We start from the raw sequence: 19,253 nt of genomic DNA on the forward strand, positions 1-19,253 counted from the left end.
CTCCTCGGTCGGGGTTCACAGCTGCTCCTCGATCAGGGCGAAGAGTTCGTCGTCGGAAGCCGAGTCCAGTCGCTCGGCGACCGTGGCATCCACCAGCCCGTCACCTGCCGGCCCGGACCGTGGCCCGCCGACCAGGGCGAGCATCTCCTCCAGCCGCCTGCGGACGATGTCCCGGCGAACGTCGTCCGTCCGCATCCCGCCGAGCGCCGCGGCCACTGCGTCGAGCCCGGTCAGTGCCGCCGCGCCCTCGTCAGCCGCCCCCTCGGCGGCGAGGCGGTCCACGAGGTGCTCGGCCACGGCCGACGGGGTCGGATGGTCGAACACCAGGCTCGGTGCCAACCGCAGGCCGGTCGCCGAGCCCAGCCGGTTGCGCAGTTCGACTGCGGTCAACGAGTCGAATCCGACCTCGCGGAACGGTCTGCCCGGGTCCACGTCCGCCGCTTCCCGGAGGGCGAGCACCCCGGCGACATGGGCGCGTACCAGATCCAGCAGCTGCCGGACCTGGGCCTGCGCGTCCTTCCCGGCCAGTTGCCCGCGCAGCTCGTCCGCCTGCTGCGGCGCGGCGACGGCGGGCACGGGCGCACCGCCGGCGGCGCCCGACGGGGCCGCGCGACGGAGCGGAGCCGCCGGCACCAGACCCCGCAGCAGGACCGGGACGGCGCCCGGTCCGTTGGCGGCCCACTCCCGGCGCAGCGCCGCCGGGTCCAGTCGGGCCGGTACGAGCACCGGTTCGTCCCGGGCCAGGTCGAGGGCCAGGTCGAACAGCGCGAGGCCCTCCTCGCCGGTCATCGGGGCGATGCCGGAGCGCCGCATCCGCCGCAGGTCCTGCTCGCCCAGGTGGCCCGTCATGTCGCTGGCCAGCCCCCACAGGCCCCAGGCGAGGGAGACGCCGGGCAGGCCCCGGGCCCGTCGGTGCTGCGCCAGGGCGTCCAGGAAGGTGTTCGCCGCCGCGTAGTTGGCCTGGCCGGGCCGGCCCAGGATCCCCGCCGCCCCGGAGAACAGCACGAACGCGGCCAGCGGCAGCCCCGCGGTCAGTTCGTGCAGGTGCAGTGCCGCGTCCACCTTCGGCCGGAGCACCGCGTCGACCCGCTCGGGGGTGAGCGCCTGCACCGCCCCGTCGTCGAGTACGCCGGCCACGTGCACCACGGCGGTCAGCGGATGCTCGGCGGGGATGCCGCCCAGGACGCCGGCCAGCGCGGCGCGATCCGTGGTGTCGCAGGCGGCCAGCGTCACGTGGGCGCCGAGCCCGGTCAGCTCCTCGGTCAGCCGGCCGGCATCGGGGGCGTCCGGACCGCTGCGGCTGACCAGCAGCAGCCGGCGCGCACCACGGGTGGTCACCAGGTGCCGGGCGAGCAGCCCGCCGAGCGTGCCGGTCGCGCCGGTGAGCAGGACCGTGCCGTCGGGGTCCAGGACGGCCCCCGGTTCGGGTTCCGCCTGCTCCGGCTCGGGTACGGGCCGCACCGGCTCGATCTCGGGCAGCAGGATCTGACCGGCCCGCACCACCAGTTGGGGCGCGTCCATGGCGAGGGCCGACGGCAGCGCCGCGAGCGAGCTGTCGTCCGCGTCGACGTCCACCAGCACGAAGCGGTCCGGGTGCTCCGATTGGGCCGACCGGAGCAGGCCCCACAGTCCCGCGTGGACGAGGCCCGGCACGTCCTCGTCCGGCCCGGCGGCCACGGCCCGTTCGGTGACCACCACGAGCCTGGCCGCGATGAACCGCTCGTCGGCCAGCCAGCGTTGCAGCAGATCCAGCCCGGCCCGGGTCGCCGCCCGGACGGCCCCGGCCCGGGCGTCGCCCACCGCGCCGTCGCCCACCGCGCCGTCGTTGGGCGACGGGCCGGCGGCCAGCGAACTGTCGACGCTCCAGCCGGCGGCCCTCCGGAAGTCGGCGAGGACGACGGCGGGCAGTTCCGCGCCCGCGTCCAGGGCCGCCCGCAGCGAGTCCACGTCGGTGTGCACGTCGACGGCGGCGACCGGCCACCGGTGCGGCTCGGCGGCCCCGTCCGCCTCGGCACCGTTCGGGGCCACGACCGCCCACCGCCGGTCGGCTGCCCCGGCAACGGCGGCCTGCCGCCGCCAGCCGACCCGGTACAACGCCCCGGCTCCGGCATCGGCGGGCAGCCCGAGGCGTTCCCGGACGAGCGGACGCAGGGCCAGGGCGTCCAACGAGAGGACCGGAGCACCGGCCGGGTCCACCGCGTGCAGGCAGACGGCCGAGTCACCGGACCGGCCGATGCGAACCCGCAGAGTGTCGGCGCCGGTGGCGTGGAGCACGACGCCCTGCCAGGCGAAGGGCAGCAGCACACTGCCCTCGGGGACGCCGACGAGGTCGCCCGCCAACCACCCCTGCAGGGCGGCGTCGAGCAGCGCGGGATGCAGCCCGAAGCGAATGGCCTCCGCGCTGACCCGGTCGGGCAGCCGCACCTCGGCGAACACCTCGCCGTCCCCCCGCCAGACCCCCTGGAGCCCGGCGAACGCCTCCCCGTACTCGTAGCCCAGCGCCGCGAACCGCTCATACAGGTCGGCCACGTCGACCGGCTCCGTGCCCGAAGGTGGCCAGGCGTCGGTGTGCCAGGGCGCAGCCGGTGCAGGCCGCGACCGCGCGGCCAGGACGCCCACCGCGTGCCGCGTCCAGGCGGACTCGGCCGGCGCCGCATCGTCCCGGGAGAACACGCTTACCGCGCGGCGGTCGGATCCGTCGTCGGGGTCGTCCACGAGCACCTGGAGCCGCACCCCGCCCCTGGCCGGCACCACCAGGGGAGCCTCCAGCCGCAGCTCCTCGACCTCCGGACAGCCAGCCGCAGCGGCGGCGTGCAGGGCGAGTTCCACGAAGGCCGTACCGGGCAGCAGCACGGTGCCGGAGACGGCATGGTCGGTCAGCCAGGCGTGCGAGGCGAGCGACAGATGCCCGGCCAGAAGCAGGCTCCTGGAGCCCCCGACCGACAGCGCACCGCCGAGCAGGGGATGGTCCTCCCACTCCATGCCGAACCGGGCCGCCGCGGCCGTCCCGACGCCAGCGGGCGAGGTCTGGGCCCAGTAGTGGCGTCGTTGGAACGGATACGTCGGCAGGTCAACCAACCGCGCGCCCGCCCCCGCGAACACACCCTTCCAGTCAACACTCATCCCGCCGACGAACGCCTCACCCACCGACGTCAGAAACCGGCCCCACCCACCATCATCACGGCGCAGCGACCCCACCACCACCGGCCGCACATCCGGATCCACCACCGCCACCGACTCCAACACCCCACCCGCCAACACCGGATGCCCCGAACACTCCACAAACCCCGAAAACCCATCCCCAACAAGCCGCCCCACCACATCCGAAAACAACACCCGCTCACGCAGATTCCGATACCAATACCCACCATCCAAACCCACCCCATCAACCACACCACCCACCACCGACGAATAAAACGGCACCACACCCCGCCCCGGACACAAACCACCCAACAACCCCGACAGCATCCCCTCCACCGCCTCCACATGCGCCGAATGCGACGCATAATCCACCGCCACCCGCCGCACCCACACCCCATCCCGCTCACACTCACCAACAAACCCCACAGCAGCATCCACATCCCCCGACACCACCGTCAACGACGGACCATTCACCGCCGCCACACCCAACCGACCACCCCACCCCGCCAACCGTTCCTGCACATCCACGATCGGCAGTCCGACCGACACCATCGCACCACCACCGGCCAACACCTCACCGATCACCCGCGACCGCAACGCCACCACCCGCGCCCCATCAGCCACACTCAACACACCCCCCACCACCGCCGCAGCAACCTCACCCTGCGAATGACCCACCACCGCATCCGGCACCACACCCACCGACATCCACAACCGCGCCAACGACACCATCACCGCCCACGACACCGGCTGCACCACATCAACCCGACCCCACACCCCCTCACCCGCCCCGCCGCGCACCACCTCCAACAAATCCCAATCCACAAACCCCGACAACGCCCGACCACACTCCACCATCGACTCGGCGAACACCTCCGACTCGTCCAGCAGCGCCGCACCCATACCCACCCACTGCCAACCCTGACCCGGAAACACAAACACCACCCGACCACCACCACCAGCAACACCCGACGCCACCGAACCCACCACCACCGAACCCGAAGCCACCGCCCCAGAAGCCACCGCACCAAGACCAGCAACAACCTCCTCCACACCCCCACCGAACACGACCGCCCGATGCTCAAACACCGACCGCGACGACACCAACGACCAACCCACATCCACCAAACCAGAACCACCACCGGAGCCACCACCGTCAGACAACCCCGCGCACACCTCACGCAACCGACCCGCATACGCCCGCAAAGCCCCCACCGAACGACCCGACACCACCACCGGAACCACCGACAAGCTCCTGCCAACACCACCCTCGCCGCCATCCACGACACCGGCATCGGAATCGGAATCGGAATCGGAATCGGAATCGGCAGGATCGTCGAACTCGGGGGCCTGCTCCAAAATCAGATGCGCATTCGTCCCCGACACCCCAAACGCCGACACACCCGCACGACGCACACGACCCACCACCGGCCAATCCCGCGCCTCCGTCACCAACTCCACCCCACCCGAAGACCAATCCACCAACGGCGACGGCACATCCACATGCAACGTCGCCGGCACCACCCCCGCCCGCAACGCCATCACCATCTTGATCACACCCGCCACACCCGCAGCCGCCTGCGTATGACCAATATTCGACTTCACCGAACCCAACAACAACGCCCCACCCACACGACCCCGCCCATACGACCCCAACAACGCCTCAGCCTCAATCGGATCACCCAACCGAGTCCCCGTCCCATGCGCCTCCACCACATCCACATCCGACACACCCAAACCCGCCGCCACCAACGCCGCACCAATCACCCGACGCTGCGCCACCCCCGACGGCGCCGTCAAACCATTCGACCCACCATCCTGATTCACCGCAGAACCCCGCACCACCGCCAACACCCGATGACCACGCTCCCGCGCCACCGACAACCGCTCCAACACCACCACCCCCGCACCCTCCCCCCACCCCGTCCCATCCGCACCACCCGCAAACGCCCGACACCGCCCATCACCCGACAACCCACCCTGCCGAGAAAACTCCACAAACAACCCCGGCGCCGCAATCACCGTCACCCCACCCGCCAACGCCACATCACACTCACCCAACCGCAACCCCTGACACGCCAAATGCAACGCCACCAACGACGACGAACACGCCGTATCAACCGAAATCGACGGACCCTCCAACCCCAACACATACGAAACACGACCCGACGCGACGCTCACCGACTTGCCGGTGAGCAGATAGCCCTCGAGTTCCTGCGGAGCCTCGTGCAGACGGGCGGCATACTCCTGGTGGGTCAGGCCGGAGTACACGCCGGTCCGGCTACCCCGCAGACCCGCCGGATCGATTCCCGCACGCTCCAACGCCTCCCACGACGTCTCCAACAACAAGCGCTGCTGCGGATCCATCGCCACCGCCTCACGCGGCGACACACCAAAGAACTCCGCATCGAACATCCCCGCGTCATACACAAACCCCCCCTCCCGCGCATACGACTTCCCCGCGGCGCCCGGCACGGGATCAAAGAAGGAGTCCACGTCCCAGCCCCGGTCGTCGGGGGCTGGGCCGATGACGTCAGCACCGGCCAGCAGGAGGTCCCAGAGCTTCTCGGGAGTGTCGGCTCCGCCGGGGTAGCGGCAGGCCATGCCGACGATGGCAATAGGCTCGTCGACGGGCACGGCTGCGGCAGTCACCGGGACTTCCTCGGCAGAAGCGCCGACGAGGACGCCCTCCAGGAACTTCGCCAACGTGGACGGGGTGGGGTGGTCGAAGACCACCGTCGGAGGCAGACTCAGACCGGTCGTGCTGTTGAGGTGGTTGCGCAGTTCGAGCGCCGTGAGCGAGTCGAAGCCGGCGTCCTTGAAGGCCCGGGTGGGCGCGACCGCATCCACCGTCTCGTGCCTCAGGACCGCCGCGGCCGCCGCCCGCACCGTTTCGAGGAGGACCCGCTGCCGTTCCGCGTCGGGCATCCCCGCCACCCGCTGCGCAAGGCCGGCGCTCGGCGACTCGGTGTCCACTTTCCGGGCATCGAGCGCGCTCCTGGCCTCGGGCACCCCGTCGAAGAGCCGCCCCGAGCGCAGGTCGGCAAGACGCGGAGCGAAAACCGTCCAGTCGACGTCGGCGACGGTGACAGACACGTCATCGCGGTCGAGGGCCTGCTGCAGAGCGGCGATGCCGAGCTCCGGGTCCAAGGCCGTGATGCCACGGCGGTTCAGGTTCTGCTCGCCGATCCCCTCCGCCATGCCACCGCCGCCCCACAGTCCCCAAGCTATGGAGGTGGCGGGAAGACCTGCGGCACGACGTCGCTCCGCCAGGGCGTCCAGCGATGCGTTCGCCGCCGCGTACGCCGCCTGGCCGCCGTTGCCCCAGACTCCGGTAACCGATGAGAAGAGGACGAAGGCGTCCAGCTCCTGGTGCTGGGTGAGTTCGTCGAGCAGCAGCGCGGCAGCGGTCTTCGGACGGAAGACCTCGTCGATGTGTCCGGCGGCGAGCGTGTCGATCACACCGTCGTGCAGGACTCCGGCGGTGTGGAAGACCGCAGTGGGCGGATGCGCCGCCAGGACGTCGGACAGCGCAGCCCGGTCCGCTACATCGCAGGCGGCCATGGTCACCTCGACACCGAGCGCGCGAAGATCAGCTTCCAGTTCTGCCGCCCCCGGGGCGTCGGCACCCCGACGACTGGTGAGAACGAGGTGTTCGGCACCGTTGCGAGCGAGCCACCGGGCCACCCGGCCACCCAGACTTCCCGTACCTCCGGTCACCAGGATGTTCCCGCGAGGGCGCCATTCCCGGCGCGCAGTGCCCGCCGCGCGCGTCACCCGACGCCCGTAGATCCCCGAGCCGCGTACCGCGATCTGGTCCTCGCCGTCCGCTCCGGCGAGGGCGTTGGCGAGCTGGTCCAGCATCCGGGCATTCGGTACGGACGGAAGGTCGACCAGGCCGCCCCAGCGGTCCGGCAGTTCCAGGGCGGCCACCCGCCCGAACGCCCACACCTGCGCACCGAACACATCCGGCGCCTCCTGGGGCACCACAGCGACCGCCCCCTGCGTGACGCTCCACAAAGGAGTCTCGGCTCCCGCGTCACCGATGGCCTGCACCAGCGCCAGCGACGAGACCACGCCCATTCCGATGGAGGGGTGTTGAGGATGCGCGTCCTGCACAAGCCCGAGAAGAGACACGGCGCCCGACAGCGGCACCGGCCCAGCCGTCGTGGTGGCGAGCAGTTCGGCGATCCGGGCCCGGCCCGCGAGCGGGTCCACGGCCAGCAACTCGACCTCGGCGCCCCTGCGAATGAGCGCTGCTGTGATGTCTGCGGCAAGCTCCGAGCCGGCGGTCCCCGGGTCGGCGATGAGTAGCCAGCGGTTGGTGAGGGGTCGGGGGTCGTCCGTCGGCAACGGTTTCCAGGTGATCCGATACCGCACGCCACCCACCGGGTCGGCGGTGGTGGTGTCGCCCGTGGCGGGGTTGGTGGCGGGGTTGGTGGGAGTCGGTGCCCAGTAGTGGCGGCGTTGGAACGGATACGTCGGCAGGTCAACCAACCGCGCGCCCGCCCCCGCGAACACACCCTTCCAGTCAACACTCATCCCGCCGACGAACGCCTCACCCACCGACGTCAAAAACCGGCCCCACCCACCATCATCACGGCGCAGCGACCCCACCACCACCGGCCGCACATCCGGATCCACCACCGCCACCGACTCCAACACCCCACCCGCCAACACCGGATGCCCCGAACACTCCACAAACCCCGAAAACCCATCCCCAACAAGCCGCCCCACCACATCCGAAAACAACACCCGCTCACGCAGATTCCGATACCAATACCCACCATCCAAACCCACCCCATCAACCACACCACCCACCACCGACGAATAAAACGGCACCACACCCCGCCCCGGACACAAACCACCCAACAACCCCGACAGCATCCCCTCCACCGCCTCCACATGCGCCGAATGCGACGCATAATCCACCGCCACCCGCCGCACCCACACCCCATCCCGCTCACACTCACCAACAAACCCCACAGCAGCATCCACATCCCCCGACACCACCGTCAACGACGGACCATTCACCGCCGCCACACCCAACCGACCACCCCACCCCGCCAACCGTTCCTGCACATCCACGATCGGCAGTCCGACCGACACCATCGCACCACCACCGGCCAACACCTCACCAATTACCCGCGACCGCAACGCCACCACCCGCGCCCCATCAGCCACACTCAACACACCCCCCACCACCGCCGCAGCAACCTCACCCTGCGAATGACCCACCACCGCATCCGGCACCACACCCACCGACATCCACAACCGCGCCAACGACACCATCACCGCCCACGACACCGGCTGCACCACATCAACCCGACCCCACACCCCCTCACCCGCCCCACCCCGCACCACCTCCAACAAATCCCAATCCACAAACCCCGACAACGCCCGACCACACTCCACCATCGACTCAGCAAACACCTCCGACTCGTCCAGCAGCGCCGCACCCATACCCACCCACTGCCAACCCTGACCCGGAAACACAAACACCACCCGACCACCACCACCAGCAACACCCGACGCCACCGAACCCACCACCACCGAACCCGAAGCCACCGCCCCGGAAACCACCGCATCCAAACCCGCCACCACCTCGGCGACACCCCCACCAAACACGACCGCCCGATGCTCGAACACCGACCGCGACGACACCAACGACCAACCCACATTCACCAGACCGGCACCATCGGAAAGACCCGCGCACACCTCACGCAACCGGCCCGCATAAGCGCGCAAAGCCGCCGTCGAACGACCCGAAACCACCACCGGAACCACCGATAGACCCCTACCCACACCAGCATCGGTGTCGGTGTCGGTAACAACCGGATCGTCGAATTCGGGGGCCTGCTCCAAAATCAGATGCGCATTCGTCCCCGACACCCCAAACGCCGACACACCCGCACGACGCACACGACCCACCACCGGCCAATCCCGCGCCTCCGTCACCAACTCCACCCCACCCGAAGACCAATCCACCAACGGCGACGGCACATCCACATGCAACGTCGCCGGCACCACCCCCGCCCGCAACGCCATCACCATCTTGATCACACCCGCCACACCCGCAGCCGCCTGCGTATGACCAATATTCGACTTCACCGAACCCAACAACAACGCCCCACCCACACGACCCCGCCCATACGACCCCAACAACGCCTCAGCCTCAATCGGATCACCCAACCGAGTCCCCGTCCCATGCGCCTCCACCACATCCACATCCGACACACCCAAACCCGCCGCCACCAACGCCGCACCAATCACCCGACGCTGCGCCACCCCCGACGGCGCCGTCAAACCATTCGACCCACCATCCTGATTCACCGCAGAACCCCGCACCACCGCCAACACCCGATGACCACGCTCCCGCGCCACCGACAACCGCTCCAACACCACCACCCCCGCACCCTCCCCCCACCCCGTCCCATCCGCACCACCCGCAAACGCCCGACACCGCCCATCACCCGACAACCCACCCTGCCGAGAAAACTCCACAAACAACCCCGGCGCCGCAATCACCGTCACCCCACCCGCCAACGCCACATCACACTCACCCAACCGCAACCCCTGACACGCCAAATGCAACGCCACCAACGACGACGAACACGCCGTATCAACCGAAATCGACGGACCCTCCAACCCCAACACATACGAAACACGACCCGACACCACACTCGGCGACGTCCCCGTCAACAAATAACCCTCAAACCCACCACCCGACTCCACCAACCGCGGCCCATACTCCTGACCCATCACCCCCACATACACACCCGTCCGCGAACCCCGCAAACCCAACGGATCAATCCCCGCACGCTCCAACGCCTCCCACGACACCTCCAAAAACAAACGCTGCTGCGGATCCATCGCCACCGCCTCACGCGGCGACACACCAAAAAACTCCGCATCGAACATCCCCGCGTCATACACAAACCCCCCCTCCCGCACATACGACTTCCCCACCACACCCCGCACCGGATCAAACAACCCCTCCACATCCCAACCCCGATCCACCGGAAACCCCGACACCGCATCCCCACCCCCCAACACCAAATCCCACAAACCCTCCGCACACACCACCCCACCCGGAAAACGACAACCCATCCCCACCACCACCACCGGATCATCCACAGCAGCAGCGGAGGTGACCTGCCGGACGTTCTCCGGTTGCCGGCCCTGAATTTCTTCCTGCAGCTTCCGGGCAGCGGCCATCGGGGTGGGATGGTTGTATACAAGCGAGGCGGGAACCCGCAGCCCAGTGCCGCGTTGCAGGTGGTTACAGAGCTCGACGGCGGTGACCGATTCGAATCCATGCTCCTTGAACGTGCGCTCCGGATCGACCGCCTGCGCCGAGTCGAGGCCCAGAACGACGGCGGTGCTGGCGCGAACGGTCGCCAAGAGTCGGTTCAGTTGCTCGGGCTCGGCCAACGTCAGAAGCTCGGCCCGAATCCCTGGCTCGGATTCGGCTGGTTCGTTCTCCGCCTCCGCGTGATCATCGAGGATCGGAGCTGGCGCGCCGTCGGTGTTCGGTGCCCAGTAGTGGCGGCGTTGGAACGGATACGTCGGCAGGTCAACCAACCGCGCGCCCGCCCCCGCGAACACACCCTTCCAGTCAACACTCATCCCGCCGACGAACGCCTCACCCACCGACGTCAAAAACCGGCCCCACCCACCATCATCACGGCGCAGCGACCCCACCACCACCGGCCGCACATCCGGATCCACCACCGCCACCGACTCCAACACCCCACCCGCCAACACCGGATGCCCCGAACACTCCACAAACCCCGAAAACCCATCCCCAACAAGCCGCCCCACCACATCCGAAAACAACACCCGCTCACGCAGATTCCGATACCAATACCCACCATCCAAACCCACCCCATCAACCACACCACCCACCACCGACGAATAAAACGGCACCACACCCCGCCCCGGACACAAACCACCCAACAACCCCGACAGCATCCCCTCCACCGCCTCCACATGCGCCGAATGCGACGCATAATCCACCGCCACCCGCCGCACCCACACCCCATCCCGCTCACACTCACCAACAAACCCCACAGCAGCATCCACATCCCCCGACACCACCGTCAACGACGGACCATTCACCGCCGCCACACCCAACCGACCACCCCACCCCGCCAACCGATCCAACACAACCGCCACCGGCAACCCCACCGACACCATCGCACCACCACCCGCCAACACCTCACCAATCACCCGCGACCGCAACGCCACCACCCGCGCCCCATCAGCCACACTCAACACACCCCCCACCACCGCCGCAGCAACCTCACCCTGCGAATGACCCACCACCGCATCCGGCACCACACCCACCGACATCCACAACCGCGCCAACGACACCATCACCGCCCACGACACCGGCTGCACCACATCAACCCGACCAAACGATCCGTCACCCCCACCACCGCGGACCACTTCCAACAAATCCCAATCCACAAACCCCGACAACGCCCGCCCACACTCCACCATCGACTCAGCAAACACCTCCGACTCGTCCAACAGAGCCGCACCCATACCCACCCACTGCCAACCCTGACCCGGAAACACAAACACCACCCGACCACCACCACCAGCAACACCCGACGCCACCGAACCCACCACCACCGAACCCGAACTCACCGCCCCAGAAGCCACCGCATCCAAACCCGCCACCACCTCGGCGACACCCCCACCGAACACGACCGCCCGATGCTCGAACACCGACCGCGACGACACCAACGACCAACCCACATCCACCAGACCAGAACCACCACCGGAGCCACCACCGTCAGACAACCCCGCGCACACCTCACGCAACCGACCCGCATACGCCCGCAAAGCCCCCACCGAACGACCCGACACCACCACCGGAACCACCCGAACCGAACCGACACCGGCATCGGTAACAGCCGTTTCCTCAGCCGCCACCGGAGCCTGCTCGAGAATCAGATGCGCATTCGTACCGCCCATGCCGAAGGAACTCACTCCGGCGACACGCGGGCGGCCCGTCCCGTCGCCCGGCCACGGCTGCAGTTCCGTCTGAACCCGGAGGTTCAGCTCGTCGAGGCGGATGTCCGGGTTCGGCGTACGGAAGTTGAGGCTCGGCGGCAGCACCCCCTCACGTACGCACAGCACCGCCTTCAGCAGGCCCGTGATGCCGGCCGCCCCCTCCAGGTGGCCGACGTTGGTCTTGACCGATCCGACCGCGAGTGGGTTGTCGCAGCCGCGGGCGACACCCAGCACCGCCCCGAGGGCCGCCGCCTCGACGGGGTCGCCGGCCTTCGTCCCGGTGCCGTGCAGCTCGACGTAGTCGACGTGTTCGGGGGCCACCCCCGCCCGCTCGTACGCCCGGCGCAGCAATGCCTCCTGGGCCTCCCGGTCGGGATGGGTGAGGCTGGGGCCACCGCCGTCGTTGTTGACGGCACAGCCCCGGATGACGCAGTGCACCTGGTCGCCGTCCTCGATCGCGCGGATCAGCGGCTTGAGGACCATGGCCACGCCACCCTCGCCACGGACGTAGCCGTTGGCCCGGGCGTCGAAGGTGAAGCAACGCCCGTCAGGAGAGAGTGCCCCCATACGCGCCATGGCGGCGGTGCTCTCCTCTGCCAGGATGAGGCTCACCCCGCCGACGACGGCGACCGCGCTCTCGCCCCGCAGCAGGCTTTCGCACGCCAGGTGAACGGCGACCAGGGATGACGACTGCGCGGAGTCCACGGTGAAGCTGGGGCCGCGCAGACCCAGCAGGTACGAGAGACGGTTGGCCGTGAGGCTACGGTTCAGGCCTGTCGCGGTGTGCCCGCTGATGGGCGTGCCGGAGCGGCGCAGCAAGGTGGCGTAGTCGTCGGCGGTGAGCCCCACGAAGACGCCAGTGTCGGAGCCCTTCAGGTCGGCGGGCCGGATGCGGGCGTTCTCCAGTGCCTCCCAGCCGAGTTCGAGCATCAGGCGCTGTTGCGGGTCGACCGCGGCGGCCTGGCGCGGGGACATGCCGAAGAACGCGGCGTCGGATTCTCCCTTCCCATCGATCACCGCCCGCCAACCGCCGTCGGGCTGGCGGTCGACCGCGCTCCGCCCGCTGCACAGCAGGTCCCAGAATTCCTCGATGCTCGGCGCGCCGGGAAGCCGGCAGGACATCCCGATGACGGCGATATCGCGGTGGCGCAACACGTCACTCTGCACGGTCATGAGGTCTCCTGGGTCGAAGAACGATGCTGGGAAGCCCATCCGCGGTCCGGCGGGGACGGCTGCGCTGCACGCGTCTGCGCCCACAACTCGCATCGTCCCAGCGGGCGCTTGCAGCGGCGGCGGCCGATGGTTTTCGGCTTCACCAGGCCATGTCAGCTCCGGGCCGGCCGAGCCAATGCGCTACTGATCCGTTCGTCACCTGATCCGGCGCCCGGGCCGGGTCACCACGTCACCGGAAGGGACACGAGGCTGCGTACCATCATTCCCTTGTTCCAATCAAGTTCGTTTTCCTCGACGGCCAGGCGGAGACCGGGAAGCCGCCTGGCCAAGGCGCCGATGGCGGCCTGTATTTCCAGTCTGGCCAGTGACGCCCCGATGCAGTAATGGGGCCCGTGCCCGAAGGCGATGTGCGGATTCGGGTCGCGGTCGAGCACGACGTCTGCGGCATTCGCGAAGACGTCGTCGTCCTGATTGGCGGACGCCAGCGAGAAGACGACGGCGTCGCCGGCCCGGATGGTCGTCCCGTTGAGTTCCAGGTCCTCGGTGGCGATGCGGGTGGGGCCGACCGAGGCCCAGAGCGGGGCCACCCGCAGCAGTTCCTCGACTGCCGTGGGGATCAACTCCGGACGGGCATGGAGTTGCTCGTACCTGGTCCGGTCGCGCAGCAGGAGGAAGATCTGCGAGGCGATCTGGCTGGCGGTCGTCTCGTGGCCGCCGACGAGCAGGCCGCCGGTGAGCATGACGAGTTCGTCCTCGGTCAGCCGATCGCCGTCGTCTCGCGCCTCGACCAGGGCGCCGAGGAGGTCGTCGGTGCGGTGTGCACGGCGCTGCGCGAGGAGGCCGCCGAGGTACTCGACGAAGTCCTCTACCGCGCGGTCGACCTGGTCGGCCGTGTATCGGGTGGAGGACATCAGGGCATCGCTGAAGGCACGGAACAGGTGCTGCTCGTCGTACCCGATGCCCATCATCTCGCAGATGATCATCACCGGCAGGGGAAGCGCGAGCTGCTGCACGAGGTCGGCCGGCGGCCCGGTTTCGACCACGTCGTCGAGAAGCTTGTCGGCGAGCTGGACGACGCGCGGGGCGATGTCCCGTACGCGCTTCGGCGTGAACGCCGTGGCGACGAGCCTGCGCAGTCGGGCGTGCGCGTCGGGGGGAAGACCCATCAGACCGTCGGGTTCCTGGAGACGGGGGGAGGCGCGCGGCACGTCCCGCCCGGCTCCGGCTGCAATGCTGAGTCGGGGGTCAGAGAGGGCCTTCTTGGCGTCGGCGTGCCGGGTGACCAGCCAGGCGTCCCCGCCGTAGGGCATGCGGACGCGGGCGACCGGCTCTTTCGAGCGCAGTTCGCCGTACGTGGGATCGATATTCAGGTCGGTACGGTCACTGAAGGGGTAGAACCTGCAGGACCCGGCCGTTACTGGATGCTCCATGGCAGCTCTCTTCCAGGCAGGGTGCGGTTCCGCATTGATCAAGGATGCGGTTTTGCATTGATCTTGGCAACGCCCCCTCGAACAGCACGCCCCTTTCGTCGATTCAGCCAACACCGATCGATGATCATTGTCACGAATCCGTAGAAGACTATGTCAAGTCTCGATATAGAACCGCCCTGATCGTCGACAAAAATGACCGCAATCAACTGATAAAACGGGTGCTCCGAGCGTTGCAGACAGCACTATGTCAGGTCCGGCCTTGCGGCCATCACGATTCGGACCGAAGATTACGACGCCCCGGAGAAGTGCAGGGCCCGCCCTGCCCGCCGCCACAGCGCTGACTCGCCGCCCAGCACAACCGTCAATGCCGGCGAGGCGACCGAGCAGGCCGCAGGTGACAGCGCCAGCCCGGAAGATCCCCTCCCCGACCGGACGCCCTCGCGAACCAAGGTTCTCTTTCCCTTCGGCCCGACGGCCGAGACCACCGAGGAGATGAGCACACCATGACGCAGACCCCGAACGCCCCGGCGGGACCGATCGACCTGCCCAAGGGCGCCGACGCCCAGGGGCTGCTGGACTGGTTCGCGTACATGCGGAAGAACTGGCCCGTCTCCTGGGACGAGACCCGTCAGGCCTGGCACGTGTTCTCCTACCGGGACTACCAGACCGTGACCACCAACCCGCTGATCTTCTCGTCGGACTTCACCTCGGTCTTTCCCGTACCGTCGGAGCTGGCCCTGCTGATGGGCCCCGGCACCATCGGCGGCATCGACCCGCCGCGGCACGCGCCGCTGCGCAAGCTGGTGAGCCAGGCGTTCACCCCCCGCCGGATCGCCCAGATGGAGCTGCGGATCGGGCAGATCACCGCCGACGTGCTCGACCAGGTACGCGACCAGGACCGGATCGACATCGCCAGCGACCTCGCGTACCCGCTGCCGGTGACGGTCATCGCCGAGCTGCTCGGCATTCCCACCAAGGATCACGAGAAGTTCCGCGAGTGGGTGGACATCATCCTCAGCAACGAAGGGCTGGAGTATCCCAACCTCCCGGACGACTTCACCGAGACGGTGGGCCCCGCCATCGAGGAGTGGTCCGAATTCCTGTACGCCCAGATCGCCCACAAGCGCGCCGAACCGAAGGACGACCTGATCAGCGGCCTCTGTGCGGCGGAGGTCGACGGGCGCAAGCTGACCGACGAGGAAGTCGTCAACATCGTCGCGCTGCTGCTCACCGCCGGGCACATCTCCAGCGCCACGCTGCTCAGCAACCTGTTCCTGGTGCTGGAGGAGCACCCGCAGGCACAGGCCGCGGTCCGCGCCGACCGCAGCCTCGTGCCGGGCGTGATCGAGGAGACGCTGCGCTACCGGTCCCCGTTCAACTGCATCTTCCGGATCCTGAACGAGGACACCGACATCCTCGGCCACCCCATGCGCAAGGGCCAGATGGTGATCGCCTGGATCGCCTCCGCGAACCGCGACACCGAGGTGTTCACGGACCCGGACACCTTCGACATCCGACGCGAGTCGAACAAGCACCTGGCGTTCGGCCACGGCATCCACCACTGCCTGGGCGCGTTCCTGGCCAGGCTGGAGGCGAAGGTCTTCCTCAACCAGACGCTCGACCAGTTCACCGAGTTCCGGATCGACCACGTCGGGGTCGAGTTCTACGACGCCGACCAGCTCACCGCGCGACGCCTCCCCGTCCAGGTGGTACGCGACGGACGGCACCCGAAGTAAGACGTCGAGCCGGTGACGGCCGCCGTGCGCGACATCATGGCCGTCTTCGGCGCGGGGGTGGGGACCGACACCGGAACGTCGAGCAGACCGAGGAGCGCAGATCACCATGTCCCCGTCCGCCGATCCGTCCGAGCTGTGGCTACGCCGCTACCGGCCCGTCAACGACCCCGCCGTCCGGCTGTTCTGCTTCCCGCACGCCGGGGGCGCGGCCAGCGCGTACCTGCCGTTCGCCCGCCGGCTCGCCGCCGACGTGGACGTGCTGGCGGTCCAGTACCCGGGCCGGCAGGACCGCCGCGGCGAACCCTTGATCGAGTCCGTCGACGCCCTGGTGGACGGGCTCCTGCCCGCACTGCTCGCCTGGGCGGACCGACCGGTGGCCTTCTTCGGTCACAGCATGGGCGCCACGGTGGCCTTCGAGGCCGCCCGCCGGCTCCCACCGGCCGACGCCGATCGGCTCGTGCACCTCTTCGCCTCCGGCCGCCGTAGCCCGTCCGTCGGGCGGCGGGACCGGTTCTACCGGTTTGACGACGAGCTGATCGACGAGATCCGCCGGCTCCAGGGCACCGATTCCAGCCTCCTGGACGACAGGGAACTGCTGGACATGCTCCTCCCCGCCATCCGCAACGACTACCGGGCCGCCGCCGCCTACGAATACCGGCCAGGGCCCAGGCTGCGTTGCCCGGTCACCGTACTCGCCGGGGCCGCCGACACCCACGTCACCACCGACGAGGCCGCGGCGTGGGCCGAGGTGACCGCAGCGGCCACGATGGTCCGCACGTTCCCGGGCGGGCACTTCTATCTCAACGATCAGCTCGACGCTGTGTGCGCCGAGGTCACGACCACCCTCGCAGCGGTGTCCACGACCGCCCTCACGGCGGTGCCGGGTGCCGACCCCGGCTGAGATCCCCACCGTCCCGGGCGCGCCACGGCACCCCGGGCGGCTCGTCAGGCCCGGCTCGCCCCGGTGGCCACGCCCTGGTGCAGTTCCAGCCGAGCCCCGGTGAAGGTGCTCCGCATCCGCCGGTCGTGCGTCACCACGACCAGCGCTCCGGCGTAGCCGTCCAGCGCCTGTTCCAGCTCCTCCACGAGCAGGGGCGCGAAGTGGTTGGTGGGCTCGTCCAACAGCAGCAGGTCGGCCGGGCGGGCGACCAGCCGGGCCAGGTCGATCCGGCGGCGCTGCCCGACGGAGAGCGTCCCGACCGGCATGCGCAGGTCATCGGGCCGGAACAGACCGCGGGCGAGCAACTCCTCCGCGTACTCCTCGGGATGCCCCGGCCGACCCGACGCGTACGTCTCCAGCAGAGAGCGCCCGGGCTGCCCGACCGTCACGTCCTGACGCAGGTGGCCGATCCGAGCCGGCAGCCGCACCGTTCCGCCGTCGGGCACGAGTTCCCCGGCGAGCACCCGCATCAGGGTGCTCTTACCCGCGCCGTTGGGTCCGGTCACCAGCAACCGTTCGGCGGGTCCGATGGTCAGCTCGGGCACGTGCAGGCGGCGGCCCACCCGGACGTCGGTCAACTCGACGCGGCGGGTATCGGCGTCCGTGGCATCCGGGGCGACCGACGCGGTGAAGCGCAACGGGTCGGCGGGTCGCGGTACCGGATTCTCCCGCAGCCGGCGAAGCCGCTCGTTGGCGTTGCGGGCCTTGCGTGACGTCGCCGTCGACGACGACCGGGAGCGGTGGGCACCGGCCCCGCTGAACGCAGCCGGTCCCTTGCGGGAGATCGACCGGAGCATCGTCCCGGCCCGCTCCGCGAGTTGGGACTGCCGCTCGACCTCGGCCACCCATTCCGCGTACGCGCGCTCCCGGCTCTCCCGGAGGGCGGCCTTGGCCCGCAGGTAGCTGGCATAGCCGTCGCCGTACCGGTGCACGGCCCGGGTGTCGGTGTCGACCTCGAGGATGGTGGACGTGACCGACTCCAGGAACACCCGGTCGTGAGTGACCACGACGACGGTGCCCCGGTGCGACCGCAGGTGATCCTCCAGCCACTCCACGGCCTCGATGTCGAGGTCGTTGGTGGGCTCGTCGAGCAGCAGCAGTTCCGGCGCGGCGGCCAGGGTCGCGGCGAGCGCGAGCCGGGACCGTTCCCCGCCGGAGAGCGTGTCGACGTCGCGATCGCGGTCGAGCTCGGCCAGGCCGAGACCGTGCAGGGCGGCGTCCACCCGGGCGTCGGCCTGGTAGCCGCCGCGGGCCTCGAACACAGTGAGCAGCGTGCCGTAGGCGTCCAACTGCTCGGGCGTGGCGGTGGCCAGGTCCGCCTCGGCGGCGCGCAACCGCGCCTCCAGGTCTCGCAGGTCGGCGAGCGTGTGGTCCACCACATCCCGTACGGTGCTGCCGCCGGCCGGCAGCCGAAGCCGCTGGGCGAGATAGCCGATGCCCCCGGGCGCCGAGACGGTCAACTCGCCGTTGTCCGGCGTCTCCAGCCCCGCGACGAGCCGCAGCAGGGTCGACTTCCCCGACCCGTTCTCGCCGATGACGCCGACCCGCTCCCCCGGCTTGACGGTGAGCGAAACGCGGTCCAGGACGACCCGCTCGGCGTAGTGCTTCGTGACCTCGCTCAGGACGAGCTGCGAATGGGCTGGCGGCGGGCTGTTCCGCAAGGGGGCCTCCTGTGTCGGAACTGGCACGTCCGAACGGTCGCGGACTCTCGGGAGGGAATCATCTTAGGGAGCTCCCCGCACCAATGTCCGATTTCCACCCCAGTCAACCATGTGGTCGGCATACCCACCTGGCTGACCGGCTCGACGC

At 69.2% G+C, this 19,253-nt stretch carries 5 protein-coding genes; 2 read left to right on the plus strand and 3 right to left on the minus strand.

Features of this window, described 5'->3' with window-relative positions; translation table 11 throughout:
* Window positions 1-15: 15 nt before the first annotated feature.
* Both HDA31_RS23725 and HDA31_RS23730 read right to left on the minus strand, forming a co-directional pair.
* Window positions 16-13,338: a type I polyketide synthase gene (locus HDA31_RS23725; RefSeq protein ID WP_178063513.1), complete on the minus strand. Its 13,323-nt coding sequence runs from the start codon at window positions 13,336-13,338 to the stop codon at window positions 16-18.
* A 221-nt stretch (window positions 13,339-13,559) separates the two neighbouring features.
* Complete coding sequence (locus HDA31_RS23730; RefSeq protein WP_178063512.1) at window positions 13,560-14,768, minus strand: cytochrome P450; 1,209 nt, start codon at window positions 14,766-14,768, stop codon at window positions 13,560-13,562.
* Window positions 14,769-15,271: 503 nt separating this feature from the next.
* Here HDA31_RS23730 and HDA31_RS23735 point away from each other — a divergent pair.
* On the plus strand, window positions 15,272-16,504 hold the full coding sequence (locus HDA31_RS23735) for a cytochrome P450 (RefSeq protein ID WP_178063511.1): 1,233 nt from the start codon (window positions 15,272-15,274) through the stop codon (window positions 16,502-16,504).
* 106 nt (window positions 16,505-16,610) lie between these two features.
* Window positions 16,611-17,405: a thioesterase II family protein gene (locus HDA31_RS23740; protein ID WP_246384434.1), complete on the plus strand. Its 795-nt coding sequence runs from the start codon at window positions 16,611-16,613 to the stop codon at window positions 17,403-17,405.
* 44 nt (window positions 17,406-17,449) lie between these two features.
* On the opposite strand, the gene abc-f is transcribed toward HDA31_RS23740, so the two are convergent.
* Window positions 17,450-19,105, minus strand: a complete 1,656-nt coding sequence (gene abc-f, locus HDA31_RS23745; protein WP_178063510.1) for a ribosomal protection-like ABC-F family protein — start codon at window positions 19,103-19,105, stop codon at window positions 17,450-17,452.
* Window positions 19,106-19,253: the final 148 nt, after the last annotated feature.

Origin of the sequence: Micromonospora carbonacea (assembly GCF_014205165.1) — a bacterium.
In the GTDB taxonomy this organism is placed as follows: Bacteria; Actinomycetota; Actinomycetes; order Mycobacteriales; family Micromonosporaceae; genus Micromonospora; species Micromonospora carbonacea.